At 39.6% G+C, this 26,365-nt stretch carries 13 protein-coding genes and 2 pseudogenes; all 15 read right to left on the reverse strand.

The features are described from left to right. Positions 1-115 precede the first annotated feature (115 nt). Positions 116-760 (reverse strand): endonuclease III, encoded by a 645-nt coding sequence (gene nth / locus NST80_RS06160; protein ID WP_155198178.1) that lies wholly within the window; start codon positions 758-760, stop codon positions 116-118. Continuing rightward, positions 760-1,458 carry a DnaD domain-containing protein gene (locus tag NST80_RS06165; protein ID WP_004182658.1) on the reverse strand — a complete coding sequence of 233 codons (699 nt, stop codon included), beginning with the start codon at positions 1,456-1,458 and terminating at the stop codon, positions 760-762. The genes nth and NST80_RS06165 overlap by 1 nt, the downstream gene beginning before the upstream one ends. Positions 1,459-1,530: 72 nt before the next feature. Continuing rightward, positions 1,531-2,475 (reverse strand): homoserine O-succinyltransferase, encoded by a 945-nt coding sequence (gene metA / locus NST80_RS06170; RefSeq protein WP_175060679.1) that lies wholly within the window; start codon positions 2,473-2,475, stop codon positions 1,531-1,533. Positions 2,476-2,647: 172 nt separating this feature from the next. Then, a complete protein-coding gene (locus NST80_RS06175) occupies positions 2,648-3,166 on the reverse strand; it encodes an adenine phosphoribosyltransferase (protein ID WP_004182660.1) in 519 nt (172 codons plus the stop codon). Positions 3,167-3,284: 118 nt separating this feature from the next. Next, positions 3,285-5,486 carry a single-stranded-DNA-specific exonuclease RecJ gene (gene recJ / locus NST80_RS06180; RefSeq protein ID WP_175060680.1) on the reverse strand — a complete coding sequence of 734 codons (2,202 nt, stop codon included), beginning with the start codon at positions 5,484-5,486 and terminating at the stop codon, positions 3,285-3,287. A gap of 310 nt (positions 5,487-5,796) precedes the next feature. Further along, entirely contained in the window at positions 5,797-6,201 is a 405-nt protein-coding gene (locus NST80_RS06185; protein WP_175060681.1) for a GNAT family N-acetyltransferase, read from the reverse strand. A gap of 34 nt (positions 6,202-6,235) precedes the next feature. Beyond that, positions 6,236-6,460 (reverse strand): annotated as a pseudogene (locus NST80_RS06190) (methyltransferase); the annotation flags it as partial. 11 nt (positions 6,461-6,471) lie between these two features. Then, positions 6,472-7,239, reverse strand: coding sequence for an SDR family oxidoreductase (locus tag NST80_RS06195; protein ID WP_175060682.1), 768 nt, complete (start codon positions 7,237-7,239; stop codon positions 6,472-6,474). Next, on the reverse strand, positions 7,239-8,168 hold the full coding sequence (gene rnz / locus NST80_RS06200; RefSeq protein WP_175060683.1) for a ribonuclease Z: 930 nt from the start codon (positions 8,166-8,168) through the stop codon (positions 7,239-7,241). Before rnz ends, NST80_RS06195 begins: the two co-directional genes overlap by 1 nt. 31 nt (positions 8,169-8,199) lie before the next feature. Beyond that, positions 8,200-8,841: a cystathionine beta-lyase gene (locus NST80_RS06205; RefSeq protein ID WP_175060684.1), complete on the reverse strand. Its 642-nt coding sequence runs from the start codon at positions 8,839-8,841 to the stop codon at positions 8,200-8,202. Continuing rightward, positions 8,834-10,072: a GTPase HflX gene (hflX, locus tag NST80_RS06210; RefSeq protein ID WP_014634308.1), complete on the reverse strand. Its 1,239-nt coding sequence runs from the start codon at positions 10,070-10,072 to the stop codon at positions 8,834-8,836. The genes NST80_RS06205 and hflX overlap by 8 nt, the downstream gene beginning before the upstream one ends. Before the next feature lie 377 nt (positions 10,073-10,449). Then, positions 10,450-11,619: pseudogene (locus NST80_RS06215) on the reverse strand (FtsW/RodA/SpoVE family cell cycle protein); the annotation flags it as partial. Between the two features lie 140 nt (positions 11,620-11,759). Continuing rightward, positions 11,760-16,559 (reverse strand): glycoside hydrolase family 70 protein, encoded by a 4,800-nt coding sequence (locus NST80_RS06220; protein WP_118171964.1) that lies wholly within the window; start codon positions 16,557-16,559, stop codon positions 11,760-11,762. Between the two features lie 208 nt (positions 16,560-16,767). Continuing rightward, the gene (locus NST80_RS06225) at positions 16,768-21,324 is read right to left on the reverse strand and encodes a glycoside hydrolase family 70 protein (protein WP_118171963.1); all 4,557 of its coding nucleotides are present in this window, start codon (positions 21,322-21,324) and stop codon (positions 16,768-16,770) included. Between the two features lie 427 nt (positions 21,325-21,751). After that, positions 21,752-26,227: a glycoside hydrolase family 70 protein gene (locus NST80_RS06230; protein ID WP_049528834.1), complete on the reverse strand. Its 4,476-nt coding sequence runs from the start codon at positions 26,225-26,227 to the stop codon at positions 21,752-21,754. Between the last annotated feature and the right edge of the window lie 138 nt (positions 26,228-26,365).

Here is a 26,365-nt window from a genome sequence, read left to right on the forward strand (position 1 = left end):
TCCTGCTTCTAAATCGTTTCTTCTATTTTCTTAAAGCCTGAGACTTTTGTCAAGTTACTAGTTTGTAACAAATTCTTACAGCTGTAAAAAGCCGAAGAAAACCACATTCTCCAGCTTATTTCTTGGTTGTTTCTTTATAATACTTACAATAACTTTGAAGAGGACATGTCTGGCATTTAGGATTCTTAGCCAAGCAATGATAACGTCCAAAGAAAATCATACGGTGATGACTGATAATCCAATCCCTCTTTGGGATTTTCTTCATCAGTTCCGCTTCGATTTCCTCTACACTAGCATCCTCTGGGGCGATATTTAGCCTTTTAGATACACGTGAGACATGCGTATCTACAGCAATAGAAGGAATACCATAGACTTCAGCCAATACTACGTTAGCTGTTTTTCGTCCCACACCAGGTAGACTTTCCAATTCCTTATGCGTTTTCGGAACCTGTCCATCAAAATTCATTAAAACAGCTCTAGCAGTCTTGATAATGTTCTTTGCCTTATTCTTATAAAGACCGATTGTTCGCAAACACATCTCAACATCATCAAGATTAGCAGAAGCCAAATCCTCAATTTCTGGATAACGCGCCCACAAGCCTGGTGTAATCTTATTAACAGCCTTATCAGTTGTCTGGGCTGATAAAATAACAGCAACTAATAGTTGGAAAGGAGTTTCCCACTCCAACTCTCCATGAGCATTGGGAAACATCTCCCCCATGAGAGCTAGAGCCTCATTAACACGTTTTCTTCCTAACATTATTGGCCACCCCATAATTGACGGGCTGCATCCATACCTGTTTTGAAGTCATCCGAAACTTGGTGATGGTGCTTCTTACCTTGATGCTCCAAACGACGCTCTTCAACTTGAATTTTCGTCGTAATACCACTCAATTTCCAGTTACGCAGAACCCCTTTGATGTAATTCCAATTTGTCTTGCGGTTAAATACTGCTTCTTTCAAAGCCTCACGGATAAGTTCGGGATCAGTATGTTCTTCTTGGATTTCCTTGTTTAAATCTTCAATAACCATAGGATTCAAGATTCCCAAAGCTTGTTCTAACTCATCTGTTAACTGCTTGATGAGTTGTGTATTTGTAGGCTGACCTACTACAGGCCCCGTCGTTGTCTTTTCATTGCTCACTAACTTATCCAAAACTGCCAAGGCAGGTGAAGCATCTACAACCATTTCAATTTCATTATTAACCTTAATAGTCGTGAAATCAAGGAGTCCAGCCTCAGTCAGTGTCGTAATACTTTTATTAACCTCAGTTGGTGTCTTTCCAGTTGCTTGCGCTATCTGACTAGAAGCCACTTCTCCAATCTGAGTTGTCGTTTGTAGATAGAGAAATTGCCAAACCAGAAAGTCATCCGCAGATGGAAAAATATCCTTAAAGTGGAAAAATAAAGCATTAGGAAGGACCAGATTGCCTGATCGATACTGTTCAAAAAAACTCATATTTACCTTTCAGAGTAGCTAGACACCCCAAAAAGTCTTTATGCGCTCACATAAATCTTTTGAGACTGTCTACTACAAATAACCGTAGAATGAAAAATCGTCTTCCAACTCTTCTAAACGATAAGGTGTTTCTTGATATACCGCATAGTTAATCCAATTGCTAAAGAAGGCAGATGCCGCAAGATTCCAACGAAGTTTAGGCTCCTGATTTGGATCGTCCCCTGGGAAATAGTTTGCCGGTACGTCTGGATTAATCCCTGCATCCAAATCTCTTCGGTATTCTCTGGCAAGAGTATCACGGTCATATTCAAAATGACCGAAACTATATACTTCACGAAGATTCTTACTTGCTAAGATGGATAAACCGACCTCTGGTCCTGACACAACAATATCTAAATCCGTCTTGTTTTTAATATCCTCGAGCGTAACCTCAGTATAGCGAGAGTGTGGTGACACAAAGCTATCATCAAAGCCATTCATAAGGAAGTTTTCAGGCATGTCAACCGTTTGTTTATAGATACCAGATAGTTTCTCTGACAATGGGACCTTGTCGACTCCATGCTTATAATAGAGACCTGCTTGAGCTCCCCAACACAGATGAAGGGTTGAATAGACATGCTTTTTAGACCAGTCAAAAACCTGTGTCAATTCTTGCCAATAATCAACTTCTTCAAAAGGCATTTGCTCAACAGGAGCTCCTGTTACGATGAGACCATCATAATACTTATGCTTAATTTCATTAAAAGTCTTATAAAAAGTTTCCATATGTTCGGCATGGGTATTTTTTGACTTATGACTAGCCATATAAAGAAACTCGACGTTAATTTGAAGTGGCGTATTGGCCAAAAGACGTAGCAATTGAGTTTCCGTAACTTCTTTAGTAGGCATAAGATTAAGGATTAAGACCTCCATTGGTCGAATATCCTGACTACTAGCTCTGTTCTCATCCATGATGAAGACATTTTCCGAACGCAATACATCAAGAGCTGGTAACTTATTATCAAGTTTTATAGGCATAACAATATCTCCATCCTTATTTATTCTATCTTCATATTATAAACCGGGGAGGTATTGTTATCAAATATATATTTTCTCTAGTTAGCTATAGCTTTAAACTATATTTAGAGAGCACCTTTGCTTTAAAAGAGTTAAAAAGGCCCTAAGGCCTTTTGTTAGTTCATAGATAGATTTATCCTGGGAAGTTCATCAATACTTTAGTATCGTAACCTTCGATAGCTTCACGTCCATTAAGACCATCAAGCTCAATCAAGAAGGCACAACCAGCAACGACACCACCTAGGCGCTCAATCATTTCAATTGTAGCTTTGACGGTACCACCAGTTGCCAAAAGGTCATCAACGATAAGTACACGTTGGCCTGGCTTGATTGCATCGGCATGCATACAAAGTGTATCAACACCATACTCTTTTTCGTAATCGGCTGAAATCACTTCACGTGGCAATTTACCAGGTTTACGAACAGGAGCAAAGCCAATACCAAGTTCAAAAGCAACTGGACAACCAACGATAAAACCACGCGCTTCAGGACCAACAATCATGTCAATCTTCTTATCAGTCGCATACTGAACGATTTCACGGATAGCATAGCTATAAGCATTTCCATCAGCCATCAAAGGACTAATATCACGGAAAGTAACCCCTTCTTTCGGGTAGTTTTCAATAGATGCAATATAATCTTCTAATTTCATTTGTTCTTCCTATAGGCTTTTCGCCAAAAAAATATTTACATATCATTATAGCATGAAATAGTAAATTTAGAAAATGCTAACCCTCATTTCGAGACGAATCCTTTCGATTAAGACTCCCCTACTTATACAGCCAATCATAAATTTCCTGTGGTGTTCCCAGAGCCATAAGTTCTTGGAACTTAACTAGTCGTTTCAGATCTTGGAAAATCTGACTGTCCTCAATCTCACGTTTTTCAGCTTCTTTATTGACTGTCATAACACCATTATCAATAGTCACAAAATCCAATTCATCAAAGATTTGAATCATCTTAATCAGAAGAATCTTATCGATTTTAAGATAATGACTGAGCTCATCCAGTTTATAACGAACATCGAATTCTGGGAATTGGTAAATGGTTTTATAGAGCCTTGCAAATTGCTCTCTTGTTCCATAACCTGTCAGATAATAGGCTTCCTTAATGCTATTTTTAAAATAGATAGCTTGGAATTCTTTACCATCAAACCACTCTTTTAATTCTGTCGCTGATTCAGGTAAGGTGTTGAGGACAACCGCAGGCTCTGTGTCTGCTGCTTCTTCTACCGTTGGTAGGCCCTCAGGCAGTGCCATATTTTTTGAGCGGAAATCAAATAATTGAACACCATCTACACGCGCATCTTCTAGCATGAGCTGTAGCGTTGTCTGACCATTCCAAACATTAACAGACAAGGTCACTGCCAATTCCAAACCCTGAGCCTGTTGGAATTCTTGAAGTAGATTACCTTTATTAAAAGCGACAACGTCAAAGCTATCCTTGTCTTGCTTAACCTTAAACTTAAGATGGGCTCCATTTTGTCCCATTGTCCTAGCTTGAGTAACGGTAATATCATGTAGCCAAAAGACTGGCTTTTTATTATCCATACCAAAAGGTGCTAATTTTTCTAGGCTCTTAATGGTATCCAAGCTAAGCTCACTGAGTTGGAGCTCCTCGTCTAAATTAAGCGTATTTTTGGCACTTGTATCAATGTCATTATCGTAGACATAATGACACAAAATATCTGAGAGTTGACCAAGATTTTCCTCCGGAAGGGTCATCCCAGCGGCTCCAGCGTGTCCTCCAAAAGCAGTAAAGATGTCTCGGTGGTCATCAAGGGCATGGAAGATATTGATTGATTCCAAACTACGGGCTGAACCCTTAGCCAGACCATCTTCAATATTCAAAACCACTACTGTCTGGCTGATTTGTTCCATGATGCGCCCTGCCACAATACCGAGGACGCCAGGATGCCAACCTTCCTTGGCCAAAACCTGAACTGGTTTGTCCAAGTCTACCATGGTCATAGCTTCATCAAAGATTTTTTGAACAACTTCCTTACGTTCTTCATTTTTAGCATTGATTTCCAAAGCAATGGCTTGAGCTTCCTCATCGTCAAATCCGGTCAGCAATTCAATGGCTGGATTTGGATCATCTAAGCGTCCCAAGGCATTGAGTTGAGGAGCCAGTTTGAAACCTACCGTTTCTTCGGAAATCGTTGTTGGGTCCACATCTGAAATGCGGAGCAATTCTTGAAGCCCAATTCGCTCAGTAGTCTTGAGAATTTCCAGCCCGACCTTGACCATAATACGATTTTCATCCGTAAGGCTAACCATATCGGCAATGGTACCAATGGCTACCAAGTCCAACATCTCTGTAGGAATAGTTTCAAGGAGGGCAGTTGCCAATTTGAAAGCTACACCACATCCTGCCAAATACTTAAAAGGATAATCGGCATCCGGATGCTCTGGATGGACAATGGCAAAGGCATCTGGAAGCTGTGCCGGCATACTATGGTGGTCTGTAACGATAACGTCCACACCTTGCTCTTGCGCATAAGCAATAGCCTCATTACCCGCTACCCCATTATCCACTGTAACAATGAGTGAAATACCTTCCTGCTCAATGAAATACTTGTAGACACTTTCGTTTGGCCCATAACCATCTGTAAAACGGTTAGGCAGATAGACTCGAGCTTCAGCGCCCATCATTTCAAGAGCTTCCTTGACAATCGATGCTGATGTCATACCATCTGCATCATAGTCTCCATAGACTAAGATTTGTTCATAATTTTCAATGGCCTGACGAATTCTAGCCACTGCCTTATCCATATCATGAAGAAGATAAGGATCATGAAGGTGTGATAAATCAGCCTTTAGAAAGTCTTCAAGAGCATCTTCTGTCGTAATGCCTCGTTCATAGGCAATCTTGGCTGCTGTTTCTGCCAGCCCTCGTTCTTTGGCAAGTTTAAAAAAGCCAGCATCTGGCTCTTTTGTGTTTATTTTCCAATCATACGTTGATGTAATCATGTTTTTATATTTTCTCCCTGTCATCTAGTCTATCTATTATAACATGAATAAATTTATCATAGTGGATAGAAGCCTAAGTTTCCTAAAAAGAGAATGGAAAACATCGGAAGGTGTTTAGACTCGTGCTACATTTCCAATCAAGACCTGCTTTTCTAGACAAAATAATAGTCTGGATATTGCTCCCTTTTTGACTTGTGTTTTCTCAGATATTCCCTTCTCCTCTTTACGTTAACTAACTCTAGTCTACTATCATTTTTAAGTAATATTAGGAAAAACAAGAAAAAGATTCCCTATTTGGAAATCCTCTACATCAATATTTATAAATCATCCCTGTACAAGCTTGCTCTGAAAGTTCGACAAATCCCAGGGATTGGTAAAAGGCTAAATTTTTCTCGCTACGTTCAGTGACAAGGAGTCGTTGATAAACATTGGGGAAAGTCGCTAAAGCCTCTTCTAAGAGTTTCTTTCCGATGCCTTGGCGCTGGTGATCTGGTCGCACCAAGAGGTCTTGCACCAAAAGGACAGAGTGCCCATCTCCTACTAAGCGAATGTAGGCTACCAGCTCTTTCTCATCATAGACTGCCAGCTGCCAGAGACTGGCTTTGACAGCTTCTTCCAACATGGTTGGATTGTTAGTATAATTGGTCCAGCCGACTGAACTGTATAGTGCGAGTAGGTCTGTCATCGCTGGAATTTCTTTTTTATAATGTAACATCTTAACTCCTCTCCAAACTTCCGACTAGTTGCTAATAGGGGTGATTCTGGGACCGCAAGGCCACCATTTCTTCATTAGGCTCCACAGCAAGGACTTTATTTTCTTGCGCTAGGTGGTTGGCTACAAGGCCAAAGCCACTGCCAAAATCAAGCACTCGCTTTCCCTTGATGTCCTTTAATTGCTCAAAAAGGATATCATAATAGATTTGCCCCCAGGGTTGCTGGAGATTTTCTAAATAGGCTTGAATATTAGCCGCCATCTGGCATCCCCTTATTTGTAGTTAAACACATTGGTAGCTAGTTTGTCCGAGATTCGTGGAAATAGCGTGTAGCCTTTGTGGGCAACTGATAAGAGTCGTGGTAGATTAACTTCACGTTTATTTTTGCCCAGAATACGGACAATCTTTTTAGCCACGTATTTAGGACTGAGGACAAACTTTTTAACACTCTCAAGATAGGCTCCAGAGGGATCAGCTTGATCAAAGAAACCTGTCTCAATTGGACCTGGATTGACCGTAGTCACATAGACTCCCTTATCAGCCAACTCTAAACGCAGGGCATCTGAAAAGCCAATTACCGCAAACTTTGTCGCTGCATAAACACTTGAATTGGCTGTCGCAATTTTTCCCGCCATACTAGCAATATTAACGATATGGCCATGGCCCTGTTGCACCATTTTCTCAGCCATCAAACGTGAAAAGGTCAACGTTGCAAAGGTATTGATGTCAAACATGTCACGGACTTCTTGGCTAGTGTAGTTATCATAAGACTTGAATTCACCGTAACCAGCATTATTGATAAAGACATCAATACGTCCAAATCGCTGATAGAGATAATCGACAATCTCTTTAATGGCCCTGTCGTCTCTTAGGTCAATGGCAAGGCAGGTTTTATTTTCCACGTGGCGATAACATTTCTCAAGTTTGTCCTTGTCTCGTCCTAAGAGGATAATACCATCACTGGGTGAGAGCTGCTTGACAATTTCTTGTGCAAGGCCTCCTGAGGCACCAGTAATAGCGATAATACGTTGTTTAGCCATTAAATCTCTACCTCTTCCAAGTCACGAACGATGTGGGTGTTTTCGAAAATCGTTTTGGCATCTGCTGCCATCTTACCGATATCACGTCCCAAGAATCGTGCTGATACATGATTTAGAAGAAGGCGCTTAGCTGAAGCATCTTTAGCGACCTGTGCTGCTTGCATATTGGTTGAATGCCCATGGCTCTTGGCAATTTTTTCATCGCCCTTACCATAAGTAGACTCGTGAACTAAGATATCTGCCCCCAATCCAAGACGAACACTGGCATTCGTCTTACGGGTGTCACCTAAGATAGTGATAACTTTACCTTTCTTAGGCGCGGAAATGAAGTCCTTAGCAATGATTTTCGTTCCATCTTCAAGAACCACATCTTGACCATTCTTAATTTGACCAAAAAGTGGTCCAAATGGCACACCTGCTGCTTTAAGAGCCTCAGCATCCAAGGTTCCTTCGAGATCCTTTTGAACCACACGGTAACCAACACAAAAAATGGTGTGATCCAACTTATCTGCATAAACCGCAAACTTATCATTTTCCATAACCAAGCCTAGCTTATGCTCATCAATTTCCTTAAAATGCACATGGTAAGGTAGGCGTGTCCCAGAGGTACGAAGACTGGTCATGACATATTGTTTAATACCAACTGGACCATAAACTTCAAGGTCAGTTTGTTCTTCACTAGATTGGAAAGAACGACTAGCCAAGAAACCAGGTAGGCCAAAGATATGGTCTCCATGCATATGTGTGATAAAGATTTTTTTAACTTTACGAGGTTTGATTGTTGTTTCTAAAATCTGACGTTGGGTACCTTCTCCACAGTCAAACATCCAGACTTCGTTGATTTCATCGAGTAGCTTCAAAACCAGACTCGATACATTACGAGCCTTGGATGGCTGTCCGGCGCCCGTCCCTAAAAATTGTAATTCCATGACTTTCTATACTTTCTATCTATCGTTTTTTTTATTTCTGGACAATATAAGCCAGGCATTCACGCTGAGCAAAGCCATAATAAACAGTTTGCCCTTTATATTGAGCTAAAAGTTCCACTAATTCATCTTGATTAAAGCTAGCCAACTTAATGACATTTCCCTTCAGCTTAGTTACACGACTTAGTAACTGAGTCTCTGGTGTCAACTCTTCCAACACTTCTTCATCAAAGTAAACCTTGGCCATTTTAATTTGAGTTCCTTCAAGATAAACCTTATACTGTGGGAAAACTTGAGCAAGCTCAAACAAAATACTAGCCGTTGGAACCTCTGAATGCTCTGCAAAGACTAGGGCCACTTCATCGGCATTTTCATAGCAAAAACCATAAGATTTTCCTGAAAGATTGAGACGAATAAAAGGCTTGTGCTCATCAAAAGATGGTGCAGGGTTAAAGAGGTTCAACTCTTTTGAAAGTTCCAAGTAGTAATCCGTCGCTGCTTCAGGAGATTGTTTCTGGTAAATCTCTGCAAAATAAGCATTAATCACGCTTGGTGGTGGTGTAATGAAGGCCAATTTTTGACTGTCCGAAAGGTCTGATAAGGTATTTTCCAGATAGACCTTATCTAAACTTGTAAAACCACCATATTTTAAAGCTAAATCCATATAATCAGTCATAAAATTCTTCCAATTTCCATTTATTTTTCGGTGAAATATAACCTGTAATTTCTTCTACTTCTGTCTCAAAAGTATAGCTATCTAGCAAGGCTAATTGACTCAACTGATAAAGTTTATACGCTTGATCCTGATGAACCTTAATACTAAAAGGTTCAAAAATCTGTTGAATTTCGTCAATCAAGAGTCTTCTGAGGGCCTCACGACTTCCCTTGTCACGTGCTGAGAGACGAACATTAGGAAAGACTGTTGCTACTAGGTTATCAGCTACATCCATCTTATTGTAGATTGCTAGGCGAGGGATATCAGTCATGTCTAAGTCTTTGAGAATGTCTAAGACCACCTTCTCATGTTCTTCGTGATTAGGATCACTCGCATCAATGACATGCAAAAGAAGGTCCACATTACGACTTTCTTCAAGTGTTGACTTAAAGGCAGCAACCAGTTCTGTTGGCAAGTCCTGGATAAAACCAACCGTATCTGTCAAGGTCACTTGAAACTGATCCTTTAAGTAAATTTTCTTAGTCGTTGCATCCAAGGTCGCAAAAAGTTCATTAGCCTCATATTGCTTATCATCCGTCATAAGGTTCATGATCGTTGATTTCCCAGCATTGGTATAACCAATCAAACCAATTTTAAAGGTAGTTGAATCAACACGCTTTTCGCGAATGGTTTCTCGGTTCTTCTCAACAACCTTTAACTGGCGTTCAATATCAGCAATCTGGTTACGAATCGAACGACGATTGAGCTCCAACTGACTTTCACCAGGTCCACGGCTACCAATGCCCCCTGCCTGACGGCTGAGCATAATCCCTTGACCAGCTAAACGGGGCAACATGTATTTTAGTTGAGCTAAGTGAACCTGAAGTTTTCCTTCATGGCTTCTAGCCCTCATGGCAAAGATATCCAAAATTAATTGCATACGATCAATAACTTTTACGCCAAATGCTGCTTCAAGATTTGTATTTTGACGAGGCGTTAAACGGTTATTGACAATGACTGTAGTAATCTCATCCGCATCCACCATGGCCTTGATTTCTTCTAATTTTCCTGAACCCACGAAAGACTTACTATCATAGCGTTCACGTTTTTGGGTATAGCTAGCTACAACCTCTGCTCCTGCAGTTTTGGCAAGACTGGCAAGTTCCTCCATTGACATGTCAAAATGCTCTGTTTCTTGCAATTCAACACCTACTAAAATAGCACGTTCTTGCTGTTTGGCTGTCTCTATCATAGCAAACCCCTTTTCAAAATAGTCAGCTTCTATTATACCACAGGCAGGAGCAAAGAAAAGGTCACAGACCTTAATTTTTTTCAAAGAAAAACAAGTTGGATTAACCAACTTGCTTCTTCTTAATGTTTACGTGTCGGTTTCTTTTTCGAACCCTTACGACGCTTCCCTTGATGAATGCTTGGCGTATTTTGAGAAATGGTTTGACGCATTTTCTCAGTGGCCTTATCAACCTTATCTTTAGCCTTGCCCAATTCTTGAGTGGCCATAGTAACACTCTTCGAAGGCTTGTTTTTCTTAGACTTACTCTTAGAAATAGGTTTCACTTGACTAGTTCCAGACGTACGCATACGGCGAGACATAGCCAAGAGAATTTTATTTTCTTCGTTGAGGTTGGTTTGATAAGCCATTGAAAGCACCAAACCAACACCAATCAAGTTAGAGATGAGCGATGATCCCCCTTGTGAAATAAAGGGCAAAGGAATACCTGTCAAAGGAAGAATTCCCACTGCTGCCCCAATATTTTCAAAAATATGGAAGACAATCATCATGATAAAACCTGTCGAAATAAAGGTATAGAAACGATTGTTAGACTTAAACGTCACTCGCAACATGCGGTAAATGAGGAAGAGATAGGTTAGAAGAACCAATCCACCACCTACCAAACCAAAATCTTCCGCAATAACTGTGAAAATCATATCACTCTCACGAACAGGTACGTTCAAATCCAGGTGATTAAAACCTTTACCGTAAATTCCACCAGTACCAATTGAAATCATGCCTTGTGTCTGTTGAAAGGCGATACCATCTGCATAGGTGAAGGGATCCAACCAAGCTGAGATACGGTTAATCTGGTAGGTTTGCACTCCCATCTTGAGCAAGGCTTCCTTACCCCAATCTGTGATAAATACCATGACAAACAGGGCTAAACCTGCAGCGAAGGCTAAAACAACTGGTAAGATAATACGCCAGGATATCCCTGAAACCACTATGATACCAGCTAAAATAGCCAGAAAGACCAAGGCAGTCCCCATATCTCCTTGAAGAACTAGTAACCCTAAGACAGGAAGCGTAACAGCTACATATTGGAAAAGTAGCAACCAGTCATCTTTTAGGTCAGTCACTTCCTTTCCTTGCTTGGCCCAAACACCAATTCTGGAAAGGAAAAGGATGTAGGATATCTTCATAAATTCTGATGGTTGGAAAAGGGTGACCGATCCAATACTGACCCAGTTTTTTGCCCCTGTCGAGGCCACCAAAGCAGGCGAATAAAAAACAAGGGGTAAAACCATAAGTCCCAGACCAAAAATATAGAGCCAGGGGGTTATCTTCCAAAGAAACTCTGTATTAAATAACATGACAACAAAAGCAAGTACTGAACCTAAGAAAATCCATAGTACTTGCTGAGACATGACTTGCACAAGATTCTTTGGGTAATCAAAATTTGTCGCTATAAATATCGAAACCAAACCAACCAGTAGCAATATGAGAACTGGCAGGAGAATCGAGTAATCTATCCGACTTTCAATAGTATTTTTTGACTTAGCCATGTGTACTCCAAAATAAAGATTTAGCAAGAGTTATTATACCACTTTTTTACCCAGACAAATGACCTGAATGTATAAAAGTTAGACAATTTTTTACGAAAAAAGCAACCACAAAAGTGATTGACTTCTTTCATTCATTACTCTTAATTTGACACGTAGCCTTTTCCTTGAGCGTTGAAGTATACCCATTGCCCTGAAGGAATTTTAACCCAACGATTAATAGCCTTTTCCCCTGTATGAACATCATAGTAAGAGATTGAGCCATCAGGATTCGTAGCAGTTGCCCCCTTCACTTGCTTACCAGTTTGGTCAAAGTAAAGGTGTTGACCGTTGATCGTCTGTTCACCAACAACAACTTCACCCTTGGCATCTGCATAATACCAGTTGTTATCTCCACTAGTGAAGAAGGTTGATACTAACTTATTACCAGTATTCCAGTGGTAGTATGAGCGACTACCATTCGCATTTGTTGCGAAAGCACCTTTAACCTGCTTACCATCAGTATCAAAGAAGAGTTTTTGACCGTTGATAACTTGAGCTCCTGTAACGACATTACCCCTATCATCAGCATAATACCATCTATCATGACCGGTAGTGAAGAAGGTTGATACCAATTTATCACCGGTATTCCAGTGGTAGAATGAACGACTACCGTCAGTGTTCGTTACGAAGCCACCCTTAACTTGGCGACCATTAGCATCAAAGTAGAGGTGTTGACCATTGATGACCTGAGCACCTGTGACATTACGTCCATATGAGTCTGCATAGAACCAGTTGTTGTCCCCAGTAGTATAGAAGCCTGGTGTATGTGCCTTAGTCACAACACCCTTAGCATCGACATTAAAGGTTTGACCATCAACTACTAGTGATGTATCAACAAGTTTCACACCTGTGATTGCATCGTAGTATGAAGTCGTACCATCAGGATTGTTCACGAACTCACCTTTAACTTGTTTACCTGATTCATCAAAGTAGAGTTCGTCTCCATTGATGGTTTGAGCACCACGAAGAACGTCACCTTCGTTATTTGCATAGTATGTAGCATCACCAACTTGGAAGAAGCGATTCTTAACTTGAACACCTTTTTCATTGAAGTAAAGGTTTTGTTTACCTACCTTAGTAAACCCAGTAGCAACATAGCCTTTATTATTGGCGTAGTACCAGTTACCATCTTGTTCAAAGAAGCCTGAGTACTTACGTTCGCCTGAATCACCACAGAAGAACATTAAATGGCCGTCTTTTGTAGGAACGAAGACACCTTTAGCTTGGTAACCATTATCATAGAAGTATTTTTCCTTACCTTCTACTTCAGTCAAACCAGTAGCCATGATACCACCCTTGAAGAAGTATTGGTAGAATTTCTCTTCCTTACCACTATCATCTTTAACGGTAACTTCTTTCCAACCAGTTTGAGTCGTCAATTTACCTGACTTACCATAAACCAATGATTGACCTTTGGCATTTTTTCTGACACCATCAGTAAACATGACACCATTTGGCAAGAAGAAATAGTTAGAACCATCGATAGTTTGTTCACCAGTTACAAGGTAACCCTTATCGTTAAAGTAGTATTGCTTACCGTTATAAGTTACAAACTGACTCTTAGCTTGAGTACCTGATGTTGTGTAATAAGTTACACCTGTACCATCATAGGCAAAACCAGTCTTAGCTTTTGTATCACCAGTCAAGGCTGCTGGGAGGAAGGTACCTTTATCGTTAACGGTGAAGTACAATTTACCATCGCTGAGAACATAGTCAGAACCACGTTTTTGGATGTTTGTACCGTTAAAGTATTTAGCTTCCCACTGTTTAATCTTCACAGATGGATCAATTGTCTTACCAGACGCTTCCATAACTTCTTTGAAGATTTCTGGATAAAGTTTTTGAAGTTTGTCGAGGAAGGCACCACCGTACTGGGCTTGGAAATCATTACCTGATGACTTGGTATTTGTCACATAAAGTTTATTAACCAAGCTAGTATCATCAAGGACCTTACCATGTGTATCAGTACGCGTAGCAGTCACTACTTCTTTACCTGGAAGGGTGTACAATTGGTCTGGAACCCAGTCAGCAATGACCTGAATACCTTGTTTGTGAAGAGCCTTGAGGGCATCACGAAGGTCTTCTTTTGAACCGTATTTATTGTTTTTGCTCATGGCAAAGTCGTAACGGTCTGTGAAGGCATAACCATTTTCAATAATAGAATCAAGGAAAGTGCCATCCTTAGATGAGACATATTGAGGTGCAATCTCAAATGACGTAATACCCCATGACTTGAAGAGGTCTGCGTTAGCTGCAATCAATTTGTTAGTGTATTGACTATCCTCTTTGACAAAGTCTTGGAAGTTTGAGAAGCCTTCGTAAATCACTTGTGCTTCAAGTGCTGCAGAAGAGCTATAAACCTTATCCCCTTCTTTATAGGCTTTTGTTGATGGTTTAGCAAGAACGTTTTGATCTTCAGCCGCACCTACTGGTACCCAAACTGAAAGGTAACCACTCATATCAACAGTCTTAAAGCCTTTGATTTCATCAGCTGTGAAGACAAGATTTCCTTGTGCATCTGTGTATTTAACAATCTTAGTATCTGAATCATTCAATGATGACACAATACCTTTTTCCGTACCAAGCAAGAGTGGACGATAAGCTTGATTCTTGTGGGCAGCTCCCATATTTACGGTAATGGTTTCACCGTCAGCTAATTTCAAATCTGGGTTATTAGCAATAAGAGTCAACATACCAGAATTTCGGCCGTATTTTCCACCTTCTGTATCTGTTTTAGACATCAAATCTTGACCATAACGGACAGAGACAAGAACTTCTTTGTTGTCTTTAGCAGATGACACGCCATCACCAGCAAGGTTGTGGATATAAGATGTTTGACCACCAGCTACATACTTAGGACGCGCTTTAAGAAGAGTTGTGATTTGATCAAAGTATGGTGATTTCTTAGCCATGTATTGACCGTTATCAGTATACAAGTCTCCGTAGTATACACGTGTTGCTGCACCCATTGTTTGAAGCATCAAAGCATAGGCAGCAGGAATATTTGAGTGTGTATATTCCTTATCAACTTTCAACATATCCGCATTATAAATATCGAAAGCCTGTTTCAATTGATCTAATGTGAAAGTGAAACCATCAGTTGTAGGATCAATTTTCTTACTGATGATGTCTGCGATAACCGTTTGAACTTCTGAGTCGTGTGCACGAACAAAGAGGTAGGTTGCAAAACCAAGTTGATCATATGATGTAACTTCCGCACGGTTTGAAAGACCGAAATAACCACCATTAATAAGGTCCTTCATTGATGCATTACGTGCACCAGTACCCTTATTAGTTACCGGACGAGTCAATCCATGAACAATAGACAAACGAAGACCATTGTCCATAGAAAGGGCAGCTGTGTTGTGCTCATTCACATAATATGGGTCATTTTGTGACCAGGCTTCAAGAATTGAGATATTAGCAAGTGCACGAGCTTCAGACTCATTAACCTTGTAAGCAGCCTTCATGTATGAAGACACCAATTGAAGCATGTCAACGCTAACATTATCCACAGCATCAACACGGATACCATCAAAGTGAGCATCCTTGTCCTTATCACCAAAGACGATTTGTCCCCAGTTCATAAAGTAATACAATTGGTTAAGCATTTCTGCTTGAACGACTGGATTAGAGTTGTCAATGTCATTTGAGAGCAAGAATTCATAACCACCATCGCTACCATTAACAATCTTATGATTTTTAATATAACTTGTCGCCGTTTGATTAAGCTTACGATAATCAGAGTTAGCCCATTTAGTTGAATCACTGTTCACAAAAAGAAGCGCACCTTTTTGGAAGTGTTCCTTACCTGGCGATTCAGAATTAATGTTCCATTTATCTTGGTCTTTAACAAAAGCCTCGATTGACTGACGCAACCAGTCTGTTGACTTATTAGCAGCAATCTTAACTTCAATCTTACGTTGGAGGATTTGAGCTGCGGCATTCAAGCTAGTTTGAGAATTTTCAATCGTAAAGACATCTTTTGTTTCTTCACCGTTGCTAAGAGCCTTAGTCATGTAATTCAAGTAAGCTACTTGAGTATCCTTATCAGGCCACCAAGACATCAAAAGTGGACGAAAATCTTTTTCGGTTGACGCTTTCCAAGTTGTACCAGCTTCAAGGATTTCTTTTGGACGGTACCAACTGTCTGCTGTCAAATAACCATCAACAAGTTCAAAGCTTGCTTTAGTTGAATCGTAGGCAGCATTATTTTTTGTAAAATCAGTGACTAGATTTGTTGTTTCTTGTGTAAATGAATACGTTGATGTGCTTGAAAGGGCACCATTTTCATCAAAATAAAGGACCTGACCATTTACAGTAATGGCAAAGTTTTTCTTGTGTGATCCATCTTCTAAAAGATAGTAATATTTACCATCTTTTTCTTTTTTAATATTATCGAGTGAGACTGCAGCCTTAATTTCGGCTTCAGAAAGCTCTTTAGACTTCTCAGTCGTTGGAGCAGCTACTCCAGCATTTGCAGCGACTTCTGATGTTGTAGCTGTTTCTGGTTTAGTAGCAACTTCTGGCTTAGCAGTCGTTTCAGGTTTGGCTTCAACCTCTACTGCTGCAGCTCTATCACTAGTTGTTCCTGAATTTGGTTGAACTGTCGTTCCAGCTGGTTTTTCAGCAGTAACTTCTGCTCGCTCTGTTGTTGTGGCATTTGAAGTATTTGCAACCTCAGTTGTTGTGCCTACCTCTTTTTCAACCACAGGATTTGTATTTTCCCCGACCGTAGTTGTTGAAGGTGATCCATTAGAGTTATTTGTTTCTTCTGCCGAAGCGAGTGAAGATGTGGCAACACTACCACCAACAATGGTAGCCAAAGCTACTGAAGCGACAGCCAAAGTAACCCACTGCTTCTTCACTTTGTGCAGTTTATAGCGTACTTTATTTTCCATATTCAATTTTTCCCCAATATATTTTTTGTCTTAAAATCTACATCTTAAAGACTTACTTATTATATCATTTTTTATTATCAAAAAAAGTTAATAAAACTTATTTTAATGATATTTTTATCACATTAACAATAGATTATAATTTTGTCATAAAAAGACTCGTTCCCATAAAATTTAAAAAGGAGAACCAAAGTCCTCCTTTTTAAATCAATTAGTTTAGCACTCTAGGTGGATAAGCAATACCATTCTTATCAAAGTAAACGTAAACTCCTGGTTGAATTTCTATCCATGTGCTAACAGCTCTCTTACCACTATCACCATAGTAATAGCTAATTCGACCATTGCCAGCACTTACTGTTTGACCTTTTACTTGTTTACCATCCTTAGCGAAGAAATAAGTATCGTCACCAATTTTAACTTCACCAGTCACTGACTTACCATTAGCACCAATGTAGTACCAGTTGTTGTCGCCTGTTGTGAAAAACTCATTAGTCAAGCGTTCACCTGTTGAAGCATTATACTTACTATAAGTACCATCTGCATTCTTAACAACACCACCCTTAACTTGGCTTCCGTCTGCATTAAAGTAGAGGTGTTGGCCATTGATGACTTGTGCACCTGTAACAGTCTTACCATTAGCGCCTGCATAGTACCAAACATTGCCATCAGTTGTGAAGAATTCGTTAGTCACTAGCTCTCCAGAACCTTCTTTGTACTTGCTGTAAGTACCATCTGCATTCTTAACAACGCCACCTTTAACTTGGCTTCCATCTTCATTGAAGTAAAGTTTTTGACCATTGATGACTTGTGCACCTGTAGCAGCAACACCGTTTGCATCAAAGTAGTACCACTTACCATTGATATTTCTCCAAGTATCCTTGATAGCATTACCAGTGTGTGCGTCAAAGTAATAAGTTTTACCTTTAAAGGTTACTAACTTATCTTTAGCTTGGAAACCGTCTTCTCCAAAATATTGTGTGAAACCATCAATAACCGTAACACCTTTAACCATGACACCTTCATTAGTGAAGTAACGGAATTTCACAACCTTAGATTCTTTACCGTCTTTATCAGTTTCAGAAACATCAAATTTAGTGTAACCACCCTTGTACATTTGACCTTTAGAGTTATAAAGGTAGGTATTACCATTAGCATCAATGTAGAAGGCATTACTCAACATGATACCATTTGGTAAGAAACGATAAACGTCTTTACCATTTGGTGAGTATTCACTGTTAGTAACCATGTGACCACGAGCATCAAAGTAATAAGTGTTACCATTGAAGGTTACAAAGGCAGATTTAGCTTGTGTACCACTTGTACCGAAGTAAGTGATTCCTTTACCATCACTTGAGAATCCAGTAATAACCTTTTCTTTACCTGTCAATTGAAGAGGAATGAAGTTACCTTCTTTAGTGACAGTGAAGTATTTACCAGTTGCTTCATCGCTAAGTACGTAGCCAACACCACGTTCAAGAACGTTTGTTCCGTTGAAGTATTCAGCCTTCCATTGTTTCAATTTAACAGAATCATCAATTGGTTTACCAGTTGAGATCATGTTTACCTTGAACATTTCAGGGTATTTAGCTTTAAGTTCAGCCAAGAATTCACCACCGTATTTAGCTTGGTAGTCTTTGCCTGATGACTTAGAGTTAGCCACATAAAGTGAATGGTCGATGATAGCGTCCGCAATCGTACGTCCTGCACCATCAGTACGAGTTGCAGTTACTACTTCTTTACCTGGCAATTGGTAAATTTGGTCTGGAACCCAGTCAGCGATTGCTTGGATACCAGCCTTGTGAAGTGCTTTAAGAGCATCACGTAGATCTTCTTTAGAACCGTATTTATTGTTCTTACTCATGGCAAGATCGTAACGGTCTGCAAAGGCATAACCATTTTGGATGACTGAGTCAAGGAAGGTACCATCGTCAGCAGATACAAATTGAGGTGCCATTTCAAATGATGTTACGCCCCATGATTTGAACAAATCAACATTTTCAGCAATCTTACGGTTAGTGTAGACTGAAGGGTCTGAACCATCTGGAATAGTTTGGAAGTTAGAGAATCCTTCGTAGATCAATTGTGAATCATAAGCTTCAGTCGCTTTAAGAGTCAACTCTCCATCTTTTTTAGCTTCTGTTGAAGGCGCTACTCGGATATCTTGATCATCTGAAGCTCCAACTGGAACCCAAACTGCTACGAATCCAGACATATCAAATGTTTCATAACCCTTGATATCATTCGCACCGAAAGTCAAGACACCATTGCTGTCTGTTTCTTTCACGTAACCTGCTGCGATTGCATCTGCATCAGATGTAAAGTTCTTGATACCATCAGCTGTACCAACAATCAAAGCACGGTATTTTTGGTTGGCATGGATTTTACCCATTTCAACATTAAGTTTAGCTGATTGATCCAAAGTCAATTTTGGATTGTTCACTACAAGTGTTACCTGACCAGAAGTACGGCTATATTTAGAACCTTCTGTATCATCAGCTGTCATGATATCTTTACCATAACGTACTGAAGTGTAGACTTCATTTGTGCGGTAAAGTTCAACATCTGAATTGTCCATCTTACCATCAGTTGGCAACCAGTATGAACGTTGCGCTTGTCCACCAGATACATACTTGATACGACTCTTCATCAAGTTAACAATTGTATCGTAATATGGAGACTTAGTTTCCATGTAGTGACCATTATCTGTATAAAGGTCTCCATAGTAGACACGAGTGATAGTTTCCATGTTTTGCAACATAACAGCGTAGGCTGCTGGGATGTTGTTCAAGGTATATTTTTTGTCGCTGCTGAGCATGTCTTTGTTGTAAATCTCAAAGGCTTGCTTCATTTCAGCATCAGTAATCGTGAAACCATCTGATTTTGGATTGATTTCTTTCTTGATGATTTCAGCAATAATATCTTGAACGTTGTTATCATGGGCACGGATAAAGACGTAGTTTCCTGACGCATCTCCGTATTTCTCGTTGTATTTACCGATTGTAGACTGTTTAACTGTTCCGTCTTCGTTATAGGCCTTACTTCCATCTTTGTTAATCCAGTCAGTCTTAACATCACGTTGTGTCGTGTTGAAAGTATTGTTATACAAAGGACTTACAGCTGGTGTACGTTCTTTGATTGGTTTAGCCAATGAGAAGAGGAGAGCCAAACGTTGTTTGTTTTCCATGGCAAGCGCAGCACCATCTGTCTTGTCATTGTAGTGGTTGTCATTAAGACTCCATGCTTCAAGGACTGAGATGTGGGCAAGAGCGTTTGCTTCAGATTTGTTAACACCATAGTACTCACGGAAGTAGTTTGTGTAGAGTTGAAGCATGTCTGCATCGACATTATCTACCGCGTCGACACGGATACCATCGAAGTTAGCATCCTTGTCACCCATAACGATTGAACCCCAGTTCATAAGGTAGTGGATTTGGTTCAATTGTTCCGCTTGAACAACTGGGTTTGACAAATCTACGTCATTAGCTAGCAAGAAGTCGAAACCACCCATGTGGTTTGGATCTGATTGCTCATCAAGAATTGATTTATCAATTGTACCAGTCTGGTTAGTTGCTGTACGGTTCAAACGACGATAGTCAGAATTCGCCCATGGTGTACGTGAATCATTCACATAAAGAAGGGCACCACCTTGAAGGTGATCTTCGCCGCCACCTTTAGAGTAGTTTTCAGTTTCTTTGTTCCATTGTGGTTGTGTCTTAACAAAGGCAGAGATAGTTTCACGCAACCATTGTGTTGATTTTTCAGCCTGAATCTTTTGCTCAATCTTGATTTGAATGTCCTTAGCAGCAACTTTCAAAGTTTCTTGCTTATCTGTACTTGAATATTTAGCATCCAAGTTAAATACTTTAGACATGTAGTTCAAGTAGTTAACTTGTGTATCTACATTTGGCCACCAAGCCATCAAAAGTGGACGGAAATCTTCTGCAGTTGATGCTTGCCAAGTTACACCATCTTTGATGATAGAAGCTGGACGGTACCAGCTATCTGCAGTCAAATAACCATCAATCAATTCAAAGCTAGCTTCAGATGAATCGTAGGCACGGTTATTTATTGAGAAACCATCAACAATATTTGTTGTTCCTGGTGTGAAAGAGTATGTTGATGAACTTGTAAGAGCACCATCTTTACCGAAGTAAAGCAATTGACCATTTACAGTAATGGCAAAGTTTTCTTTGTGTGAACCATCTTCATTAACATAGTAATATTTACCATCAATGTTTTTGATGTTTTTCAAGGAAAGCGCAGCTTCTACTTCTGAATCTTTCAAAGCAGCTTCTGGCGCCTTAACTTCTGTATTAACAACTTCAGCCTTCACTGTTGCTGGTTGTTCTTCTGCTTTTTCAGTTGTAACAGCTGGTGCATCTGTTGTCACAACTGCTTCTTTATTTGGAACAGCTGCCACTGCTACATCAGCTGTTGTTGCTGTTGTAGCTGCTTCAGCTGTTGCTTGTGTGTTCGTTGTAGTCGCTGTTTCTACAGCATTTGTTTCTTTAGCAGGTGTTAAAACATCTGCTTCTTTTGTATTTGTACGTTTATCGGCTTCTTTGGTTGCTTCAGGAGAAGTAACTAAAGAAGCTGTTGTACCTGAATTTGATTGAGTTACTGTCTTATCTTGAGTTTCATCCGCTGAAACTGAAGATGTTGTTACAGACAATCCTCCCAAGACAGTAGCAAGTGCTACAGAAGCAACTGCAATTGTAACCCATTGCTTCTTAACTTTATGAAGCTTATAGTGTATCTTATTTTCCATTATAATTTTCCCCGTGATTTTATTTGTCAAAATCAGACTGAAATCTATCCGATTTCAAACAATTATATTATATCATTATTTTCTAACTATTTCTCGAATTAATTATTTTTTTATAAAATATATGTTACATAACATTAATATTAGAAAAACTTTGTAACACACCTATTTCATAGGTTTTCAATTCTCATTTTCATATCATTTGATAACTAAAACTATTTTTCATAAAAGCCGCCAAAGTCCTTGATACAATAGCTTTTACAATGATTCTGACTCAAAATTGATATTTGTCAGATTTTTTCTTTAAGGAGCATAAAAAGGCAAAATTTCTTAACGATTCTCGTTTTCAAGAAATTTCACCTATAAATTCATGTCAAATCATATCGTTTTTCACTTAATCTCTCAGATTAAGATTAGATTGATTGATTATTTATTTATCAAAATCAGCATAACCATTTTCATCGAAGAAGACAGTCGTACCGTCTTGGAAAGTAATCCATGTGTTTGTCACACGTTCTCCAAGAACTGATTCGTAGTATTCTACTCCTTTTGGTGTGCTGATTGGGCTACCTTTAACTTGACGTCCCAAATTATCAAAGTAATATTCTTTACCATCGATATTTTGGCGTCCTGTTACAGCCTTACCATCTTTGAAGTAGTACCAAACATTGTTACCAGTTGTCAAGAAACGGTTATTGAGACGCTCACCTGAATCTTTGTCATAGTAAGAAAGTGATCCGTCAGCATTCTTAACAAAGTCGCCTTTGACTTGACTACCATCTTCTTTGAAGTAATAGTTTTTACCACCAACACTATAGGCACCTGTCACGATTTCACCATTATCTTTGGCGTAGTACCATGTCTTACCACCATCAAGAGTGAAGAAATCAGATTTGACTTGGCTTCCATCAGCATTGAAGTAATAGTTAAGGTGGTCAATCGTTTGACGACCTGTAGCGAGGTTACCATCCTTATCAGCATGGTACCACTTGCCGTTCACTTCGAAGAACTTGTCTTTAACCTTGTAACCATTATCTACAGTGTAGTAGCTAATCTTGCCATTTTCAGTAACAAATTCACCTTTAACTTGGGCACCATTTGCACGGAAGTAATAGTCGTGACCGTCCAAAGTAAGGGCACCTGTCACATTTTTACCAGCTGCATCACGGTAGAACCATGTTGAGCCATCTGTTGTGTAGAATTCACCCTTCTTAGCTTGTGCATAGCCTTGATCGTTGAATTCATACCAGATACCATCGATTTCTGCCCAACGATTTGTGTAGGCATTACCTGAATTTTTATCAAAGAAGTAGAGTTTTCCGTCTGGAGTCACATACTTAGTACCTTTAGCTTGGAAGCCATTTTCATCAAAGTATTGCAATCCTCCACCAGCATAAGTCAAGCCAACAGCCATTTCTCCAGTTGGTGAGAAATAACGGAATTTAGCTTCTGTTTCTGAAGTACCTTCTTTCGGTACATCGAATACAAAGTAACCATCTTTGTATTGCTCACCAAAGCTACCAAAGTAATAATATTTACCATCTTGTTGATAAATAGAATCACGAAGCTGTACACCATTTGGCAAGAAGAAATAAGTCTTACCATCGATATCTTGACGACCAGTCAACATATAACCTTCTTTATCGAAGTAATAGTAATTTCCAGCATATTTAATGAAAGCATTCTTAGCTTGGAAACCACTATTATCAAAGTAGGCCATACCCTTACCATCATAGTAGAAACCTGTCTTACCACCTTGGTCTGTCAAAGGTTTTGGCAAGAAGATGCCATTATCAGTAACTTGATAATAGCGACCAGTAGCATCGTTACTGAGAACATAACGATTACCACGACCAAGGATATTAGTACCATTCATGTACTTAGCAGACCATTGCTTGATTTTAACAGATGGATCAATCTTCTTACCAGTTGATATCATCACATCTTCAAACAACTGTGGATATTTCTTTTGGAGCTCATCAAGGAACTCACCACCATATTGAGCTTGGAAGTCCTTACCTGATGATTTAGAATTTGCAACATATAAAGTGTTATTGATATAAGCATTGGCCTTTGGAGTACCATAACTATTTGCACGTGTTGCTGTTACAACTTCTTGTCCTGGCAATTGGTAAAGTTGATCTGGAACCCAGTCAGCAATTGCTTGAATACCTTGCTTGTGAAGCGCCTTAAGTGCATCACGAAGATCTTCTTTAGAACCATATTTGTTATTCTTACTCATGGCAAGGTCATATCGGTCAGTAAAGGCATAGCCATTTTGGATAACAGAATCAAGGAAGGTACGGTCATCAGCCGATACAAATTGAGGAGCCATCTCGAATGATGTGATTCCCCATGACTTGAAGAGTTCTGCATTTTCTGCAATCAATTTATTAGTATATTGGCTATCTTTTTCAACAAAATCTTGGAAGTTTGAGAAACCTTCATAGATAACTTGTGAGTCCAATGCTTCAGTAGCAGAAAATGTCTTGTCAAGTTTCTTATCTGAACCTTTAACACGGATATCTTGGTTATCAGGTGCACCTACTGGTACCCATACACCAAGATAACCTCTCATATCAACAGTTCGATACCCCTTAATTTCATCTCCACTAAAAGTCAAGTTCCCTTCAGCATCAGTGTATTTAATTTTTCCAGCTGCAGCTGCATCATTCTCGTAAGTGACAATTCCCTTATCAGTACCAAGAAGTAATGGACGGTAGGCTTGGTTAGCATGAAGTTTACCCATGTTAACTTTCAAAGTACCATCACCCAATGAGAAATCCTGATTATTGGCAATAAGGGTCAACATACCAGAATGTTTACTTGTTTCTGCTACACCCGTAGTTTGGTCAGCAGTCATAATATCTTTACCGTAACGAACAGATGACAAGATTTCTTTTCCATTGAACGTGTCGACTTTCATCGATTGTCCACCTGAAACATATTTCATACGGTTCTTCAAGAGTGTTGTGATAGCATCGTAGTAAGGAGACTTGGTAGCCATATATTGGCCGTTATCCGTATAAAGATCTCCATAATAAACACGAGTTACCTGCTCCATATTTTGAAGAATCAAAGCATAGGCGGCTGGAATATTGTTAATAGTATAACGTTTTTCTGCCTTCTTCATATCTTCATTATAGATTTCAAAGGCACGTTTCAATTCAGCATCAGTCATGGTATAACCATCTGATTTTGGATTGATTTCTTTTTGAACAATATCACGAATGATATCTTGAACAAGGTTATCATGAGCACGCGCAAAGATATAGTTAGCTTGTGTATCTCCATACTTACTATTATTTGTACGGTCTGTCAAACTGCTAGTAATCAAATCTTTCAATGAAGAGCCCGAACCATAAAGTGCACCCATAATTGCATAACGAAGGTTATTATCCATGGCAAGGGCTGCACCATCATGTTTTTGATTATAATCATTATCATTTAAATCCCAAGCTTCAAGGATAGAAATGTGAGCGAGTGCATTAGCTTCAGATTTATCCACACCAAAGGCTGCGCGGAAGTAGTTTGTATAAACTTGGAGAAGGTCTGCATCAACATTATCAACTGCATCAACACGGATACCATCAAAGTTAGCATCCTTATCACCCATAACAATTGATCCCCAGTTCACAAGATAGTGAATTTGGTTCAACTGCTCAGCTTGCACAACTGGGTTTGAGTTATCAACGTCATTGGCAAGTAGGAATTCATAACCACCCAAGTATCTTCCTGTACCATTTAGAGAACCATCTTGGTTACTTGGTGTACGGTTAAGCAAACGGTAATCGGAATTTGCCCAAGGTGTCTTATCATTATTGACATAAAGAAGAGCTCCCCCTTGAAGGTGGTCAGCAAGGGTATAGTTTTCAGTTGTAGTATTCCACTGGTCTTGTTCTTTTACAAAAGACTCAATTGCTTGACGAAGCCATTCAGTTGATTTTTTAGCTGAAATTTCTTGTTCAATCTTAATTTGAATTGTCTTAGCAGCTGCATTCAATTCAGATTGACTTTGGCTAGTTGAATAAGTTGCGTTAAGGTTAAAGTGTTTAGAGAAAGTATTGAGGTAGGCAACTTGTGTATCTACATCAGGCCACCATGCCATCAAAAGTGGACGGAAGTCTTTCTCAGTTGATACACGCCATTTTTCACCATTTTCCAAAATAGTAACTGGACGGTACCAGCTGTTTGGTGTCAAGTACCCATCTACCAACTCGAAGCTTTCTTTCTTAGAATCGTAAGCACGGTTATGTGAAGAGAAAGCATCAACTAGATTAGTTGTACCTGGTGTGAATGAGTGTGTTGATGTGCTTGTCAAAGCACCGTCTTTACCGAAGTAAAGCAACTGGCCATTAACTGAAACAGCAAAATTTGTTTTGTATGAACCATCTTCTTTGACATAATAGTATTTACCATCAACTTGTTTGATGTTGTCCAAAGAGAGTGCGGCTGTTTCTTCTTTTTCAGTAACACCAGATTTTGGTTTTTCAGCTACTGTAAGCGTTGTATCTGTCGCTGCTGCAGCTGGTGTTTCTGTTGTCGCACCATTTGCTACTGCTGCACGATCTGTTGTTACTGGTGTTGCAGTATTAGTAGTTGTATCTGCTGCAGTGGTTGCTGCCGCAGGAGTTTCGACTGTTGCAGCATCAGCAGCCTTGTCAGTTGTTGTTGCTGTCGCATCTGTCGTAGCAGTTGCTGCAGGAGCGGCTACTTCATGCGTTTCAACGACAACATCGCTTTCAGCTGTCGTAGAGGCAACTGGTTTAGTTGTTTCATCAGCTGAAACTTTTTGATTGGCAACTGTAGCACCACCTACGATAGAGGCAAGTGCTGCCGAAGTGACGGCAATCGTCACCCACTGCTTCTTAACTTTGTGAAGCTTATAATGTACCTTTTTTCCCATTTTAGGTCCTCATTTCATTTTCCTAGTTTGAATAAAATCTACATAATTCAAACAATTTCATTATAGCATATTTTTTTCAGTCAACCAGAGTCTTTATCAAATCATTTCATTTTTTAATCATATTGTAAATTGATTAAC

This window comes from Streptococcus sp. FSL K6-1323 (assembly GCF_038630745.1).
GTDB lineage: Bacteria > Bacillota > Bacilli > Lactobacillales > Streptococcaceae > Streptococcus > Streptococcus salivarius_D.

What these genes read in the sequence shown, in the direction of transcription:
- nth (WP_155198178.1), bottom strand. Translation starts at nt 760, where the DNA reads ATGTTAGGAAGAAAACGTGTTAATGAGGCTCTAGCTCTCATGGGGGAG.
- NST80_RS06165 (WP_004182658.1), bottom strand. Translation starts at nt 1,458, where the DNA reads ATGAGTTTTTTTGAACAGTATCGATCAGGCAATCTGGTCCTTCCTAAT.
- metA (WP_175060679.1), bottom strand. Translation starts at nt 2,475, where the DNA reads ATGCCTATAAAACTTGATAATAAGTTACCAGCTCTTGATGTATTGCGT.
- NST80_RS06175 (WP_004182660.1), bottom strand. Translation starts at nt 3,166, where the DNA reads ATGAAATTAGAAGATTATATTGCATCTATTGAAAACTACCCGAAAGAA.
- recJ (WP_175060680.1), bottom strand. Translation starts at nt 5,486, where the DNA reads ATGATTACATCAACGTATGATTGGAAAATAAACACAAAAGAGCCAGAT.
- NST80_RS06185 (WP_175060681.1), bottom strand. Translation starts at nt 6,201, where the DNA reads ATGTTACATTATAAAAAAGAAATTCCAGCGATGACAGACCTACTCGCA.
- NST80_RS06195 (WP_175060682.1), bottom strand. Translation starts at nt 7,239, where the DNA reads ATGGCTAAACAACGTATTATCGCTATTACTGGTGCCTCAGGAGGCCTT.
- rnz (WP_175060683.1), bottom strand. Translation starts at nt 8,168, where the DNA reads ATGGAATTACAATTTTTAGGGACGGGCGCCGGACAGCCATCCAAGGCT.
- NST80_RS06205 (WP_175060684.1), bottom strand. Translation starts at nt 8,841, where the DNA reads ATGACTGATTATATGGATTTAGCTTTAAAATATGGTGGTTTTACAAGT.
- hflX (WP_014634308.1), bottom strand. Translation starts at nt 10,072, where the DNA reads ATGATAGAGACAGCCAAACAGCAAGAACGTGCTATTTTAGTAGGTGTT.
- NST80_RS06220 (WP_118171964.1), bottom strand. Translation starts at nt 16,559, where the DNA reads ATGGAAAATAAAGTACGCTATAAACTGCACAAAGTGAAGAAGCAGTGG.
- NST80_RS06225 (WP_118171963.1), bottom strand. Translation starts at nt 21,324, where the DNA reads ATGGAAAATAAGATACACTATAAGCTTCATAAAGTTAAGAAGCAATGG.
- NST80_RS06230 (WP_049528834.1), bottom strand. Translation starts at nt 26,227, where the DNA reads ATGGGAAAAAAGGTACATTATAAGCTTCACAAAGTTAAGAAGCAGTGG.